General features: G+C 66.4%; 12 protein-coding genes. 1 reads left to right on the plus strand and 11 read right to left on the minus strand.

Translation table 11 applies throughout. From position 1 onward, the window contains the following. Nucleotides 1-28: 28 nt before the first annotated feature. From OHA42_RS32415 to OHA42_RS32465, 11 genes are all read right to left on the minus strand, one after another. Complete coding sequence (locus OHA42_RS32415; protein WP_406231560.1) at nucleotides 29-1,192, minus strand: glutathionylspermidine synthase family protein; 1,164 nt, start codon at nucleotides 1,190-1,192, stop codon at nucleotides 29-31. Next, nucleotides 1,192-2,157: a hypothetical protein gene (locus tag OHA42_RS32420; protein ID WP_406231561.1), complete on the minus strand. Its 966-nt coding sequence runs from the start codon at nucleotides 2,155-2,157 to the stop codon at nucleotides 1,192-1,194. The genes OHA42_RS32415 and OHA42_RS32420 overlap by 1 nt, the downstream gene beginning before the upstream one ends. 32 nt (nucleotides 2,158-2,189) lie before the next feature. After that, nucleotides 2,190-2,495, minus strand: coding sequence for an acylphosphatase (locus OHA42_RS32425; RefSeq protein WP_406231563.1), 306 nt, complete (start codon nucleotides 2,493-2,495; stop codon nucleotides 2,190-2,192). Nucleotides 2,496-2,673: 178 nt separating this feature from the next. Continuing rightward, nucleotides 2,674-3,141 carry an OsmC family protein gene (locus tag OHA42_RS32430; protein ID WP_366527307.1) on the minus strand — a complete coding sequence of 156 codons (468 nt, stop codon included), beginning with the start codon at nucleotides 3,139-3,141 and terminating at the stop codon, nucleotides 2,674-2,676. 253 nt (nucleotides 3,142-3,394) lie between these two features. Continuing rightward, the gene (locus tag OHA42_RS32435; protein WP_406231565.1) at nucleotides 3,395-4,102 is read right to left on the minus strand and encodes a response regulator; all 708 of its coding nucleotides are present in this window, start codon (nucleotides 4,100-4,102) and stop codon (nucleotides 3,395-3,397) included. 74 nt (nucleotides 4,103-4,176) lie between these two features. Further along, nucleotides 4,177-7,005, minus strand: coding sequence for an ATP-binding protein (locus tag OHA42_RS32440; protein WP_406231567.1), 2,829 nt, complete (start codon nucleotides 7,003-7,005; stop codon nucleotides 4,177-4,179). Further along, complete coding sequence (locus OHA42_RS32445; protein ID WP_406231568.1) at nucleotides 7,002-7,175, minus strand: hypothetical protein; 174 nt, start codon at nucleotides 7,173-7,175, stop codon at nucleotides 7,002-7,004. Before OHA42_RS32445 ends, OHA42_RS32440 begins: the two co-directional genes overlap by 4 nt. Before the next feature lie 313 nt (nucleotides 7,176-7,488). Next, complete coding sequence (locus tag OHA42_RS32450) at nucleotides 7,489-7,926, minus strand: YbaB/EbfC family nucleoid-associated protein (protein ID WP_406231570.1); 438 nt, start codon at nucleotides 7,924-7,926, stop codon at nucleotides 7,489-7,491. 205 nt (nucleotides 7,927-8,131) lie between these two features. Next, the gene (locus tag OHA42_RS32455; RefSeq protein ID WP_406231572.1) at nucleotides 8,132-8,386 is read right to left on the minus strand and encodes a hypothetical protein; all 255 of its coding nucleotides are present in this window, start codon (nucleotides 8,384-8,386) and stop codon (nucleotides 8,132-8,134) included. Beyond that, nucleotides 8,370-11,480, minus strand: a complete 3,111-nt coding sequence (locus OHA42_RS32460; protein WP_406231573.1) for an FHA domain-containing protein — start codon at nucleotides 11,478-11,480, stop codon at nucleotides 8,370-8,372. Before OHA42_RS32460 ends, OHA42_RS32455 begins: the two co-directional genes overlap by 17 nt. A 30-nt stretch (nucleotides 11,481-11,510) precedes the next feature. Further along, entirely contained in the window at nucleotides 11,511-13,187 is a 1,677-nt protein-coding gene (locus tag OHA42_RS32465; RefSeq protein ID WP_406231575.1) for a hypothetical protein, read from the minus strand. Between the two features lie 564 nt (nucleotides 13,188-13,751). Between OHA42_RS32465 and kdpA the strand changes: the two genes are divergently transcribed. Next, nucleotides 13,752-15,419, plus strand: a complete 1,668-nt coding sequence (gene kdpA / locus OHA42_RS32470) for a potassium-transporting ATPase subunit KdpA (protein WP_406231577.1) — start codon at nucleotides 13,752-13,754, stop codon at nucleotides 15,417-15,419. Nucleotides 15,420-15,503: the final 84 nt, after the last annotated feature.

The following is a 15,503-nucleotide window of genomic DNA, read 5'->3' on the forward strand; positions in this document are numbered from 1 at the left end:
CATGGTCCTTCCGAGGTGAAGTGAATGGTCAGCTGATGATGCGGTGCGGGACGAACGCCGAGCCGTCATCGGTGATAAGACCGGCCGTTTCACGGATGCCGAGCCCCGCGGCGGTGTCACCGACGATCCACGCGCCGAGCACCGGACGCATATCGTCGAATTCCGGGAGCGGGTCGAGCAATTGGTAGACGAAGCCTTCTTCGCCGTAAACACCACCGGTGGCCGTCTCCAGGCCGGCGCCGACGATCGTCATATTCGCGCCTTCGCGGCCGAGCTTCGGTTTGCGGATGTATTCGGTGAGCTCGTTGGGTTGATCGAGATAGGCGGGCAACAGGTTCGGGTGACCGGGGTACATCTCCCACAGCACAGCGAGGATCGCCTTATTGCTGAGCAGCGTCTTCCACAGCGGTTCGATCCACATGGTCTGTGGCAGGCTCTCGACGACCCGCTTGCCGAAATCGTCGTCGAGCACCCACTCCCACGGGTAGAGCTTGAAGATCGCATCGATCGGGGACTCGGCCAGATCCACGAAGCGGTCGAGGTCGGTGTCGACACCGACCTCTTCGATCGGCAGCGCGACGGTATCGAATCCGGCCTCCGCGGCAGTCTCCTGCATGTAGGCCGTGGTGACATTGTCCTCACCGGTGGCGTCCGCGGAGGACCAGGTGAAATGCAGTTGCGGTGATGGCAGGGTGTCACGCAACTCGGTCCAGCGCTCGACGAGTTTCTCGTGCAAGGAGTTCCACTGGTCGCCACCCGGGTACAGCGCGGTCAGCCAGTGCCACTGCACAATTGCCGCCTCCAGTAGCGAGGTCGGCGTATCGGCGTTGTACTCCAACAGTTTTGCCGGACGTCGTGCGTCATAGCGCAGGTCGAAGCGGCCGTAGACGTGCGGGTCGCTGCGCCGCCAGGATTCGGCGATCGGACCCCAACTCCATTCGGGCAGACCGAAATCCTTGAACCGCTCGGTGAGCACAATGTGCTCGACCGCGTTCAGACACATCGAATGCAGCAACTCGACATCGGCCTCCAGCGCGAGGATCTCCGACATCTCGAACTCGTAGTGCACCGATTCGTCCCAGTAGGGCCGAGGCTGGCCACTGGCATCGCGCCCCGGCGAGCCGTAGACCAGCCCCTGCTCCTCGGTGATCTGCCGCCAGCCCTGCCGTGGCGTACTGCGCACGCGCCGCATTACGATCCGCTCCCGCTCTTGCTGCTGCTGCCGAGGCCGCCGCGCTGAATGCTGGTGCCGCTCTTGGTCTTGATGTCGGCGCCCTTGGGCTGAATGGTGGTGCCGCCCGTCGGTGGCTTGCCGACCGAGTTGTTGCCGCCGTAGTAGTACCGGTACTGGCTGCCGTTGTAGATGAAGATGCCGTTGAGACCACTGTGGCCGCCGCTGGAACTGGCCGACGCTTTGTCGCAGAGATCATCGTCGACGACGACCTCTTTGCCGTTCTGATCGATCTGAGTACAGTACGCGGTCACCTGATCGGGCTTGGTGAGCGCACGGTAGGCGAGATAACCACCGCCGACCAGTCCTGCGACACCGACAATCGCGACACCACCGATCAGCATCCGCTTGCGTGTGCGCTTCTTGGCCTCCTCGGCGACCGCGGCAGCACGCTGCTCTTCCTCGGCCCGCTTGCGCGCTTTGTCCCGCGCTCGCGCCTCGGCCACCGTCGGCGGACGCGGCTGGGTGAGACCCGGTTCCTGCCGCTGAATGCTGCCGTGCCGCGGCGGTGTCGAGAAACGACGCTGCCCCTGGTCGGCCGGCGGGTAGCCGGGCGAGGGTAAACCCGCTTCCTGGGCTCCGGAATCCGATCCCGGCGGCGTCGCAGCGGCAGGATCGGGTCCTGAATGTTCCGCGAGTGTCGGTGCATCCCCTTGCGGCACAGCCGTTTCCGGCGAATACTCGGCCAGCGTCGGAGGCTGCGGCTCGGGCTCGGTGTGCTCTGCGAGCGTCGGCACGTCCGGTTGCGACCCAGAGGTATCCGGCGTCTCCGATCGGGATCCATGCGCAAATTCCGAATCGGCGGGTGGGCGAGTGGGATCCGGTGTCGCGGGTGGGGTGGGCGCGGGCGTACCAGAGGTCGGATCGGGGTCGCCGGAAGCAGGCCGGTCGCCGCGGTGACCGCTGCCCGGATCCTGCGTACTCAACGATCACTCCCCTTGGTCGCCGCTAGCACCACTCAACGCTCCTCGAATCCGGTCAAATCGCCCCGCGGGGCGTCCCAGCTTTCCACAACGAGGTCCACCCGGCCAGGCGTATCCCCGGAACGCAGCAAATCGAGCAGCCGCACGCAGTCGCGCCGCGGCCCCTCGGCCACCACGTGCACGCGGCCGTCGCGGGCGTTGGTCGCATGCCCGACCAGGCCGAGTTCTAGCGCGCGTGCCCGGGTCCACCAGCGGAATCCGACACCCTGCACCCAGCCGTGCACCCAGGCGCTGAGTCGAGCGACCTCGGACGCTGCGTCGACATGCGATGTTTCGCTCATCGGGCCTCAGGGGTCGGTGCAACAGCCAGGACAGACACCCGAACCCGGCGGGCGCGGATCCGCATTGCCCGATCGAATGTCATCCAGCCTCCAGCATCTCCTCGCCGATACCCGCACCGGACGATACCGATAGTCGTCGCGCAATCGCCTGACCGGACACCGAAGGGCCCGGCGCGGCTCACCCCTCGACGTCGAAGGACAACGTCACCTTGGTGCCTGCCTTCAAGGTCCGGCCGACGGTGCACACCTTGTCGATGGCGCGCTGCACGGTCACCAGCAGCCGCTCGCGGGCCTGCTCGTCGAGCTCGCTGAGGTCGAGTTCGAAGACCTCGTCCAGTTGCGGGTACACCTCGTTTTCACGATCGGCGTCACCGGAGACCCGAATGGTCGCATCGAAGTTGTCGCCGAGCTTGCGCGAGAGCGGGAAGTCCGCGCTCAGACCCGAGCACGCGGCCAAGGCGATCTTCAGCAGCTCGCCAGGAGTGAAGGCGCCGGGCACACCCTGTGAGGCGATCAACACCTCGGCGCCGCGCGAGCTACGGCCGGTGTAGGCCCGGGTCCCGGTGCGCTCGACCCACAGGGCGGTCTCCCCTGGCGCGGTCGGTGCGGTGATCTGGGGCGCGGGTGCAACGGTCTGCTCAGACATGGTTTCGATCCTGCCATCTTCGTCGGAAACGGAGCACGCCTGGCAACGCCCCGACGCCCGCCCGCATTCCACACCGCGTGCCCGTCACACCACGCTGCGGCGTCTTGTGTCCGGTTGCGCCCCCGCCGCAGCCGCCCGGAAATATGCGGATCCGTGTCCGGGGTGTGCGACGCGGGACACAACCCCGCCCGGACGCGCATCCTTCCCCGGGGCGTCGGGTGCGGGCCCCGAGCCGCGTCCCTGGAAGCGGTGGCTACTCCTGGAAGCGGTAGCCCATACCCGCTTCGGTCAGCAAATGTTTGGGGTGCGAGGGGTCTACTTCCAGTTTGCGGCGCAGCTGCGCCAAATAGACACGGAGGTAATGGGTTTCGGTGGCATAGGACGGACCCCAGACCTCACGCAGCAGCTCCTTGCGGCCGACGAGTTTGCCGCGATTGCGGACGAGCATTTCGAGCATGCCCCATTCGGTGGGCGTGAGGTGCACGGTCTCGCCGTTCTTGGTGACCTTCTTGGCGGCGAGGTCGACGGTGAACGAGGACGTCACCACCACCGGGTCTCCCGTTTCGCCGTCGGTGGCGCCGCGGCGGACGGCGGCGCGCAGCCTGGCCAGCAGTTCGTCCATCCCGAACGGCTTGGTGACGTAATCGTCAGCGCCCGCGTCCAGCGCCTCCACCTTGTCCGCCGAATCGGTGCGCGCGGACAGCACGATCACCGGCGTCTGGGTCCAGCCGCGCAGACCCGCCAGCACCTCGATGCCGTCCATATCCGGCAGCCCGAGATCCAGGATCACCACATCGGGATGTTTGTCGGCCGCCGCGCGCAAGGCCGCAGCACCCGTCGGCGCGGTGATCACTTCATATCCGCGCACCGACAGGTTGATCCGCAGCGCGCGCACGATCTGCGGTTCGTCGTCGACCACCAGCACCTTGGTCGCAGGCGCTTCCTGCTTCTTGTCGGTCATTGCGGCTTCCTGTGTCGTGTGGGCTGCGGCGCCAGCGTCGACCACAGTGCCACCGTCGATTACGTTCGCTGTCATCATCGGCTCCCGGCCTCATGATCGTCGGCAGGCACATCGATACGTGTCGCAAGTCGGTGATCCGTAGTCCGGTCGGCGGGCGGATCACCCGGCCCGCGATCGTCGGTCACCGGATCGACACGCACGCCCGAGCCAACATTCATCGTCGGCTCGGCATGCAAGGGATCGCGCCTCGCCACGCCGACCTCGGATGTCGAATCGGCATCCGCAGATCGCCCGGCCACTGCTCGATCGGCGGACGCACCCGGCCCGGGTGTCGAGGCCGGTTGGGCGGGTCGGGAATCCGAGCGCTCGACCGCGGTGCGCCCAGCAGATGCGGCGCCCTCCGGCGGCCCAGTGGTGTCGTCGTCGGCAGATAGGTCGACGAGCATCGTCAATCCGCCGCCCGGAGTCGGTTCGGCGTGCACTGTGCCGCCCATGGCCTCAACGAATCCGCGTACCACCGAAAGGCCGAGGCCGACACCGGTGGTGTTGTCCCGATCGCCGAGGCGTTGGAACGGTTCGAACAGCTGCTCCTCGGTGCCGGCGGGCACACCGGGGCCGGCGTCGATCACCGCGATCGAGACACCGTCACCGGTGCTTTCGGCGGTCACTCGCACGGGGGTGTCGCGCGGCGAATGGCGCAGCGCGTTGTCGATCAGATTGGCAAGGACCCGTTCCAGCAGACCGCTGTCTGCCAGCACCGAGACCTCGCCGACCTCCACCTTCACCCGATCCATCGCCGCGCGCCGCAGCCCGCGCGTCCCCATCCCGACGCTCACCAGTGCCCGGTGCGCCACCTCGTCCATATACACCCGCCGCATTTGCGGGGTGATCACACCGACCGCCAGTCGCGACGAGTCGAGCAGATTGCCGACCAGCGCGGTCAGCTGGTCTACCGATTCCTCGATGGTTTCCAGCAATTCGGTGGTGTCCTCCGGAGAGAACTCGATGTCGTCACTACGCAGGCTGGAAACCGCGGCTTTGGCCCCGGCCAGCGGCGTGCGCAGGTCGTGGCTGACAGCGGACAGTAGCGCTCGCCGCAATCGATCGGCCTCCAGCAGCGCAGCCGACGCACTCGCCTCCTCGGCGAGCCGGGACTGGCGGACCAATCCCGCGGCCTGGTTGGCGACCGCATGCAGCACCGGCCGGTCGCCCGAGTCGAGCGTTCTGCCTGCGAGCAGCAACCAACTGGTGGTGTCGCCCGCCTCGATCGCGGTCTCGGCATCGGCAACCCGCTGCGGCGGCTCGACGCCGACCGCGGCGACCACCTGGCTGCCGGAGACCATGCTGACCGCGCGCAGGCCGAAGGTCTCCCGGACCTGCTCGAGCAGGTTGGGCAGATCCGCGCCGTGCAGGACAGCGCCCGCAAACATCGTCAACAGCTGGGCCTGCCGGGAAGCCTTACGCGCCTGCCGGGTTCGCTTCGCCGCCACATCGACGAGTGCCGCCACCGCGACCGCGACGATGAGCAGCACCACCACAGTGACGAAACTGTCGGGTTCGGCGATGGTGAGGCTGTAGCGGGGATCGGCGAAGAACCAGTTCAACAGCAAGCCGGAGAACAGCGCCGAAAATGCCGCTGGGACAACGCCTCCCAACAGTGCAACAGCGACGACGCCGATGAAGAACATCGCGCTCAGACCACCGAGCTCGAGCATGCCGTCGAGGAACGCGGCGCTGACCCCACACACGATGACGGGCACCAGCACCGCGGCGAGCCAGGCGAGGACCGGTTGACGCGGCCAGAACGAGCGCCAGCGCAGGCCACGATTGGCCTCCTCGTGCGTCACCATGTGCACGTCGATCCGGCCCGACTGCTGCACCACCGACGACCCGATGCCTTCGTCGAAGATGCGCGCCCACCGCGAACGCCGGGAGGTACCGAGAACCAACTGGGTTGCGTTCACCTCGCGCGCGAATTCCAGCAGTGCCGTCGGCACGTTGTCACCGGTCACGGTGTGCAGACTGGCGTCGAGACTGGCGGCAAGCTCGCGCAACCGTGCCATCCGCTCGGTCGAAACCCCCACCAACCCGTCGCCGCGCACGACGTGCACGAGCACGAGTTCGGCGCTCGACTTGGTGGCAATGCGACTCGCCCGGCGCACCACGGTCTCGGACTCCGGACCACCGGTCACCGCGACGACGACGCGTTCGCGGGCCTCCCACAACTCGGTGATCTTATGATCGGCGCGGTACTTCGCGAGCGCCGAGTCGACCTGGTCGGCGAGCCATAGCAGCGCGAGTTCGCGCAGTGCGGTGAGGTTGCCGGGACGGAAGTAATTGCGCAACGCCGCGTCCACCTTCTCCGCGGCATAGACGTTGCCGTGAGACAGCCTGCGCCGCAGTGCCTCTGGCGTAATATCCACAAGTTCGACCTGGTCTGCGCTCCGCACCACCGCATCGGGCACCGTTTCGCGCTGCTGGATGCCGGTGATCTGTTCGACGACATCGTTGAGGCTCTCCAAGTGCTGAACATTGACCGTCGAGATGACGTCCATGCCGGCATCGAGCAACTCCTCGATGTCCTGCCAGCGCTTTTCGTGCTTGCTGCCCGGTGCATTGGTGTGCGCCAACTCGTCGACCAGCACCACCGCGGGATGCCTGCGCAGCACCGCCGCCACATCGAGTTCGGGGAAGCTCGACCCGCGATATTCGATCGTCAAGGGCGGTATCCGCTCGATGCCCGCCAGCAACTCCGCGGTCTTGGCCCGACCATGGGTCTCGACTACCGCAGCTACCACGTCGCGACCGCGTTCGAGCCGCCGGTGAGCCTCGCCGAGCATGGCGAAGGTTTTGCCGACTCCCGGTGCCGCACCGAGGTAGATGCGGAGTTGGCCGCGTTTCACTCTTCCATCATCGCGCGCGTCGGCGTACCACCGGCAACTCGTACCCGGTCCGCCGCGAGGTCCGTTTCCCATGCGCCGAGTTCGCGCTCGGCCGCCAATGTCGACAACGCGCGGATGGCCAACGCGCAACACACGAATCCGACGATCACCGCAACCGTGACAGCCGACATGAGTAATCCTCTCCACAACCCGAACAAAGACCGGTTGCGCTGGATTGGTCCGCCTGGCCGGTGTTGTCGTTTCTACCTCGCGATCGCACGATGAACTGGATCTTTACGGTGTGTTGACGGTATTGCCGCGCACCTTGACGGCATTTCTTCAGCTATACCGGGCCGGGGCGTAATTGAATAGCGAAAGCGGGCGTCGGCTGCCCAAGGAGTGGAACGTGGTTGCGACCAGCTGTGGTAGCTGCGCTTCCAGCGCATAGCCGCGCCGATGTCGTTGTGCGTGGTCTGCATTGATTGCCGGGTATTCCCAGGTTCGTCAGTCGCCCGCTCGGGTCTCGCCGGCTTCGCGGAAGGCCGCACGGATGTCGCTCAGGCTCGGTGCGTCCGGGACGATATCGGGGAGGTCTGGCATGTCGTCGGCTGCGGCAGAGGTCTCGGCGATCAGCGCCTCGGCCCGCTCTTGCGCCGCACGCGCCGCCGCCTGTGTCGCTTCGGTGATGGACCGGCCGAGCTGCTCGGGCGTGGTGCGCATCGCCGCCATCGTCAGCTGTACGTCGCTGAGAACGCCCTGCGCATCCACTGTCACCACCACCAGTTGGTCGGGTGAAGTCGCTTGCACGCGTATGGTTTCGAGCTGACGATACGCTTCGACTACCCGAGCCTGGTGCTGTTCGTAGGCATCGAGGATGTCGTTGACCTGGTTGCGCAATCCATTGTTGACCGAGCGCAGGCCATCATGCGTCCACTCATCCATGGAGCGTCCTCCCTCGACCTCGGTGGCTCAGCCGGCCCCGTTGGGGTTGGTGGCGACGATCCTCTCACGATTCCCGCACCCCTGGCGCGGTCGACCGAACCCCCTTCGACCACCGAGTTCGCCGAAGCACATCCGGTCCGCGCCCGTTGCGGGACGGGTCGAGCCCGCGCGGCCGAATAGGTACCTCAGCCGATCGCGCAGCTACCTATTCGAGCCCGAGGGCACGCTGTATCCGGGCGGCTGTGTCCGGATCGACAGGACCGCTCGGCCGGGTGCGGCGCGGCTGCGGGTTCTGCTCGGCGAGCGGAAGAAGCTCTGCGTAGCGCGGGTCGTCGGGCCCGATTCGGCTGACACCGTCGTAGTAGACGCCATCTTCGGTCCGGCCGCTGAACGGCAACAGGATCGTCACGCCGTCCTCGGCAAGCATGGGTGTACCGGTCGAGTCATAGTGCGCTGTCAAAGTAAGCTCTCACTTGTGTGGCCAGATCTGGGTGGTCCACCGTAAAAATCCTCATCGCTTCGGCGCCGGAGCGCCACGCCGCGAATGCCGCGGCGAACGATTCAACTGGAACGTCGTGGTGTGATGCCCAACCCCGCTGTCCGCTGAGGGCCTTCGTCAAGGCCTCGTGCACGCCCTTCCACTCGTCCCGTTGACTGAGCAGACGGCCTTGGTCAGCATACGCCTGGTCAACAGCGTGACCGAACTCGTGAAGTATCGTGCTTTCGTAGTGGTAGAGACCGGAGTTGATGAAGATCTGCCGCGGTCCAGCAAAGTACACGCCGGTTATGCTGTCCCAGGGCCGGCCATTGAGTGTGAGAGATGGCCTGGTGAACTCGGTGCCTGGGAGCTGTGTGAACGGTCTGTCACCGATGATGATGCCGCCACTGGGCACTTCCGTCAGATAAGCCATGACCTTGTCGTATATACGCTGGGGCACGAACCCCAAGTCGTGGAGTTGCTCCAGTACTGCGGGAGTGTTGTCGTACGCCGCAATCCCGTCGACCATCGGTCGCTTCTCGAAATGTGCGACGGTCTCGAAAGTGGAACCCAGCTCTATCGTGTCGCGGTGGCGCAGCGACGTTTTCTCGAGGGGAACAACCGGACGGCCGTCGACCTTCGTTCCCAGCGCGGAGCCGTTGTCACGTATCCACGTCCTCCCGTTGTTGTCCACCCCGATGCTCGCGTGACCACCCGCGATACCTCGGGATCGGAGCTTGGCAGTCAGTGCCGGATCCGCGGCCCCGATCAGTACTTCGGTGCCGCGCGGCAAGGTAAGCAACGTCTCGCCCGCCAGCCATAGGCTGACGGGCTCGCCGGTCGGGAGCCCGATACTGTGCCCAAGGAGCGCAGCCTGAGCAGCAGCGGCAAGATCCTCCGCCATCTCATCCTTCGGACTCGGGTTACGCCGCAGACCCGCGGTATCAGGTGAGTCCGCGTCTTCCCGCCGTGGCGTGAGGTCGATGTCGCGGCCGCGCGCGCCGGCGGGCGGGCTGTCGTGTGGGTCATCTTGCGGCCTGAGACCAGTGCGCCGAGCAACACCTGGTTCCTGGGAGCCGGGTTCGGTTTTCGTCCACGGCGTCTTGGTCTTGCTGCTCGACTCTTGGTCGGACGAGCGCGAGCGAGGGGGCACGCCGGATGGTTCGGCAGTGGAGTCCTTTCGCACAGGCGCTTCGGCACGATCGGCGGTGCCCCGTGGCGGGACCGGCTCGTCGCCACGAGGCTGCGGCCGCAGGACCGCGTCGCCGGGCGGGACGATCGTGTCGTGCGCGTCTGCATCGGACTCGGGAGGCCTCACCCCCTCGTGACGCTGCTCGGCATCGACAACGGGCTCGCGCGGAACAACGACGGCGGGATCGTCGCCGGAGTCACCGTGACCGCGCTGCGGGCCGGGCAACGATGGGCGTTCGGATTCCGCTCCAGTGCCGGAGTTGCCGTGATTTCCGCCCGGATCTGCTGGAGTACGGTCGGGCGGCCGCGCATGCGGTGGTTGGTCGATCGATGCCGCATGGCTGATGCGATCCGGCCGGGATGCGGGCGGCAGGGAGCCACCGTCGTGGTTCACCTTTGGCACGTCTGGCGGAGAGTGGCTCGGGATCGACGTCGGCGGTGGCGGGTGTGCGGCAGGCCCGGCCACCATGGGTACACCGGCGGGTTCACGGGAGACGCCGGGTATTTCCGGTCGGACAGGTCCGAGCGGTGTGGTGTCAGCAGCAATGAGTGGGCGCTGTGGTGGCGGCCCTGCGGGGGTGTCGGCCGGTTGAGCCCGAGGGACGGCGGCGTAGGGCGCGAGTGGGTCGATGGAGTCGTCGGCGACAGTTTTGGGTCCAGGCTGGAGGGCATCGCCGGGGTCGCGATGGGACACGCGCGGGGCGGGTTCCGGTGTTGTGGTGTCGGGTCGGAGGGCACCAGGCGAAGGTGATTCGTGGTGCGTCGAGGTGCGGATGTCGGGTTCATGGCTCTGCGTGTGAGCTAGTTCGAATTCGCGGCTGCCGATCTGCGGCGGCGGCACGCTCGGTGGCGAGGGACTTTCTGGGTCGGCGATGATTCGGGCAGGTGGGTGTGGGTCGGGTGTCGGATCGGTCCGCTGTCGCGGGGTGGCAAGTGGAGGCGGCGGCGGTGTGTGCGGGTTCCCGGCGTGCAACGCGTACGCGCTACCGCCGACGACGCCACCGACGAAGCCGGTCACCAGCCCGGCGAGGAATTCGTCACGTGTCGGGAGGGCGAAGTGGCCGGTGTATGCGGCCTCGACACCCGCGGCGGCCATTGTTCCTGTGACGGCACCACCGATGCCGCCTGCTCCACCGAGCAGGAATGTGGTCACGATGGTGCCCGGGATCGCTGCGTGGATGCGATTGGCGACGAAGCGGGAGACAGCCGGTCCGACAGCGATGGCCAAACCCGCGCCCCCGGCGCCTCCTGCGGCACCGGCGACGCCGTAGGTGACGATCGGTTGCACATCGAGGCCCTTGCGGTTCCCATCGTGTATCTGTTTCAGTTCCGCCACCAGCGGGGCTGCGGCGCCGAGGACACCGCCGATGACTGTGGCGGTGATCAGCATGCGGGAACGGGTGACAGTGAAGGTCAGTCCGGTCGCGGTGATCTTGTCGAGGAGTTTGACAAGGAAGGCTCGCCAGCCGGCACTTGCGGCGGCCCGGTCCGCGACGGCTTTGGCCGCGCCGACATGCAGCAGCATGGCGTCGACGGCCAACTGCGCGACCAGAACCACGCCCATGCCCACCCACGTCAGCTGCCCCAGCTCGATGGAGTTGGCGCCCTCGTAGGACTGTCGGGCCAGGCTGTCGCAGTAATCGCCGTGTTCTCGCAGGGTGGCCGCGCACTGCCGGTAGCGCTCGGCGAGGCCGTTGCCGGCTTCTCCGCTGATCGTGGACGGCGTCGAATCAGCTTTCGCCGCATAGGTTTCGGCCAAAGTCCGGCATTGTTCGGAGGTGGCGGACCAGCTGTCACCGACGCGGCGAATCGCCGACGGGTCGCCGTCCGGGCACGGGCCGAGGACGGCCTCGACCAGCGGTTCAGGGAATCCGGACGGCAGCACAGCGATTCCAACCGTTCACCGGGGTCCGACTCATCGAGCACCGGCCGATCCTTGTGCCACCTCCGCAAGCAACCGATGCAGCACCTGCGCAGGCCCCTGCGCCTTCTCTGCACCCAGCTCGACCGTGGCGAAAGCGTCCGCCAGCGCCACGGCAGGGTCGAAGCTGCCTTGGGAAAGCCTTCGTCCGCTCAGCTGCCGACGCCATTGCTTGTAGTCGGCAACCACGCGCCCCAGGTGGTCACCTCGCCGCGTCCCGCTCACTGTCAGATACTCGGCGATCAGCGCGCGCTGCGCGGCCCGGAGAGTGCGGAGACCTGCCGCGATAACGAGTACTCGACCGAATTCGTGAACCACCGTCGAGTACATCGGACGATCCTCCGAACCGGGGCTGCGGTCTCCCGACCTGGTCTCGGCACGGACAGCCGTAGCAAGCAGTGCAGGATTCGCGGCAGCGGCGCGTTCGATGACGATCCACACAGACGATGACGGCCACCTCACCTCGTCCGAGCCTCGATCGCGCGACACGACACCGGACAGCGTGCCGTCGTGACGATCCGCCAGCTCGATACCGGCGAAGGGAACCGGGTACGTCGCCAGCATGTCGTCGAGCGCGGCGGCGATCTCCCTTACCGCGTGTTCACCGACACCCGCAGTTTCGAAACCAGCCAGCTGCAGGCTGTGCCGGTCGGCCATCTCCCGGGCGATACGCATGGTTTCGGCATCGGTCAAGGTATCGCTCGGCATCCGAAGCTCCGCGGATCCCGTACGCCGTTGGGGAGTCTTCGGGCGCGGCGACGATGCCGGCCTTGCAGCACCTGGTTGGGGACCTGGTGTCTGGGGTGCGGAGACTTTGGGACGCACGCTGCTCACCGGTGCGGGCGGCGTGTCTGTCGGCCTCGGCACCGGTGCTCTCGATGTACCTCGCGACCACGGGGAGCCCACCCGGCTGTTGTCGGCGCGATCAGTCGTCATCGGCCCCTGCCCCGCAGGAAGGCTTGTGGGGTTCGATCCGACCGGTGTCGCGCCAGAGATCGGCGGTGCCACCGGGGTGCCCGATGTCTGGATCGGGTCTGGCGGGCCTCCCACGGCGGGGTCGACATCTTGCGATCGGCCCGCGGAGTCGCTCTGGGGGCCCGGCTGTCGGGCCGCAGACTGTTCGGACCCCGTTTCCGGAAGGCTCGCGGCCTGCACCGTGTCGACGTATCGGCCGACGGCCGGATCGGCTGCTCGGGCCGCGTCGTCATGGTGCTGGACGGATGCTGGGGGCCGGCCTCCCAGGGTGTTCCCGGGGAAGGGCTCCGCCGGTTCGGCTACCGCGGGTCCGTCGACAGCTGGCGCGGGGCCATCGATGGTCGGTGTGGGTACATCGAGGTTCGCCCCATTGCCGCCGATCGGGCCCGAACGCCGGATTCGTGCGGCGCCGTCCAGATCTGCGCCTTCGAATGCGTCGGCCGCGTCAGCGACGCCGGCGCCCACAGCACGGAGGTTCGCGACCAGTAGTTCCAGGCTGCGCACCGCGCGCTCGGAGTCGGGAAGATAGGTCTCCTCGAAACTCTTCCCGGCACTGTCCTGGCCCCAGGGCGCACCCTCGTGCGCGATCGTCGTCTTCAACTCCGTGACGAAGCGAGATGCCTCGTCGGCGAGTTGGTCCAGGTCCGATGCCGACGCACGCAGTGCCCCGAGATCGACGTTCAGTGACTGAGCCACACCGACCTCCCTCATCATCGTCGTCGTGGCTTCAGGCCAGCAAATGTACGCCGCACAATAGCTCCATTATTCCCATGATTGGGAATAATGAGGTGGAAGGCGCGGTGTAGGGGTGCGTTTCCGCACGCGGGAGTTGACCGACGACCCGCATGCACGACCGCTTATCGACCGGACGGCAAGCAGATAACCGGCCCCGCGTCAGCACGGCGTGTTGATGGTATTGCCGCCGACTTCGACGGCATTCTCTCTGCTATCCCCGGCCGGGGCGTAAACGAACCGCAAAGGCGGATGACGGCGGCGCTAAGGAGTCGTAAGGAACCTCGGCACAGGGCCTAACGGACGCTTGACTCGGCCTGGCGCGCTCCACGGATGGAGTGCGAATGGAGGTTGTAAAGACATGTCTGTCGTGGTGTTCACGGTGCTCACCGTGGCGATCTTCGCGCTGCTGGGCCTCATCCAGCGGGGGGTGGAAAAACTGTGACCGCGAACCTGATCGGTCTGATTCTGGCCGTCCTCGTTGCGGTGTACATGGTCGCAGCTCTTCTTTTCCCCGAGAGGTTCTAGGTGAACACGACTACCGCGGGGATCGCCTTTCTAGCGTCCCTGATCATCGCGCTCGCGCTGGTACATGTACCGCTCGGCGACTACATGTTCCGGGTCTACAACAGCAAGAGGCACTCCCGCGCGGAGCGCGTTATCTACCGAGCGATCGGCGTCCAGCCCGAGGTCGAGCAGACTTGGGGTGTATATGCCAGAAGTGTGCTGGCGTTCTCCGCGGTCAGCGTGCTGTTCCTGTTCTTCTTCCAGCTGATCCAGGGCAAGCTGCCGCTGCACCTGAACGATCCCGGCACGGAGATGACCCCGGCACTGGCCTGGAACACCGCCATCAGCTTCGTGACGAACACGAACTGGCAGAACTACTCCGGTGAGTCGACCCAGGGACACCTGGTGCAGATGGCCGGTCTCGCGGTCCAGAACTTCGTTTCCGCGGCCGTCGGTATGGCTGTTGCGGTCGCGCTGGTCCGTGGGTTCGCGCGCAGGCACACCGGCGATCTCGGCAACTTCTGGGTGGACTTGGTGAGGGGTACCATCCGCATCCTGCTGCCGATCGCCTTCGTCTTCGCGATCGTGCTGGTCGCCGGTGGCGTGATCCAGAACTTCCACCTGCACGATCACGCGCAAACACTCAACGGCACCGAGCAGACCATCACCGGCGGCCCGGTGGCCAGCCAAGAGGTCATCAAGGAACTCGGCACCAACGGTGGTGGCTTCTACAACGCCAACTCCGCGCACCCGTTCGAGAACCCAACCACCTGGACCAACTGGGTGGAGATCTTCCTGATCCTGATCATCAGCTTCTCGCTGCCGCGCACCTTCGGCCGCATGGTGGGCAGCAAGAAGCAGGGCTACGCCATCGTGGCAGTGATGGGCACCATCGCGCTGATCAGCACGGTGCTGCAGAACGTCTTTCAGCTGGCACACCACGGCACCGTGCCGACCGCGGTCGGCGCATCACTGGAGGGTGTCGAAACCCGTTTCGGCGTGGCCGATTCCGCGACCTTCGCGTCCGCGACAACGCTGACCTCCACCGGAGCCGTCGACTCCTTCCACGACTCCTACACCAGCCTCGGCGGCATGATGACGATGTTCAACATGCAGCTCGGTGAGGTCGCGCCCGGCGGTACCGGCTCCGGCCTCTACGGCATGCTCATCCTCGCGGTCATCACCGTCTTCGTCGCGGGCCTGATGGTCGGTCGCACACCGGAGTATCTCGGCAAGAAGATCACGCCGCGCGAAATCAAGCTCGCCGCTTCGTATTTCCTGATCAGCCCGCTGATCGTGCTGGTAGGGACGGCGGTGGCGATGGCAATGCCCGGTCAGCGAGCCAGTATGGCCAACACCGGGCCACACGGGCTTTCGGAGGTGCTGTACGCCTTCACCTCGGCGGCCAACAACAACGGTTCGGCGTTCGCCGGTCTGAGCGGCAACACCGAGTGGTACAACACCGCACTCGGCCTCGCGATGGTGTTCGGCCGGTTCCTGCCGATCATCTTCGTCCTCGCGCTCGCCGGTTCGCTGGCCAGGCAGGGCACCACCCCCGAGTCGATCGGCACACTCCCGACACACCGGCCGCAGTTCGTCGGCATGGTCGTCGGCGTGACCGTGATCCTGGTCGCGCTGACCTTCCTGCCCGCACTCGCACTCGGGCCGCTCGCTGAAGGAATCCACTGAAATGACCAGTCCCACTACTGAATCGACCGACTCCACGGCCGTGTCCGAGCAGCAGAAGAAGCAGGTCGAGCCGAAGGGCGGTCG

It is taken from the genome of Nocardia sp. NBC_01009, assembly GCF_045208035.1.
Classification (GTDB): domain Bacteria; phylum Actinomycetota; class Actinomycetes; order Mycobacteriales; family Mycobacteriaceae; genus Nocardia.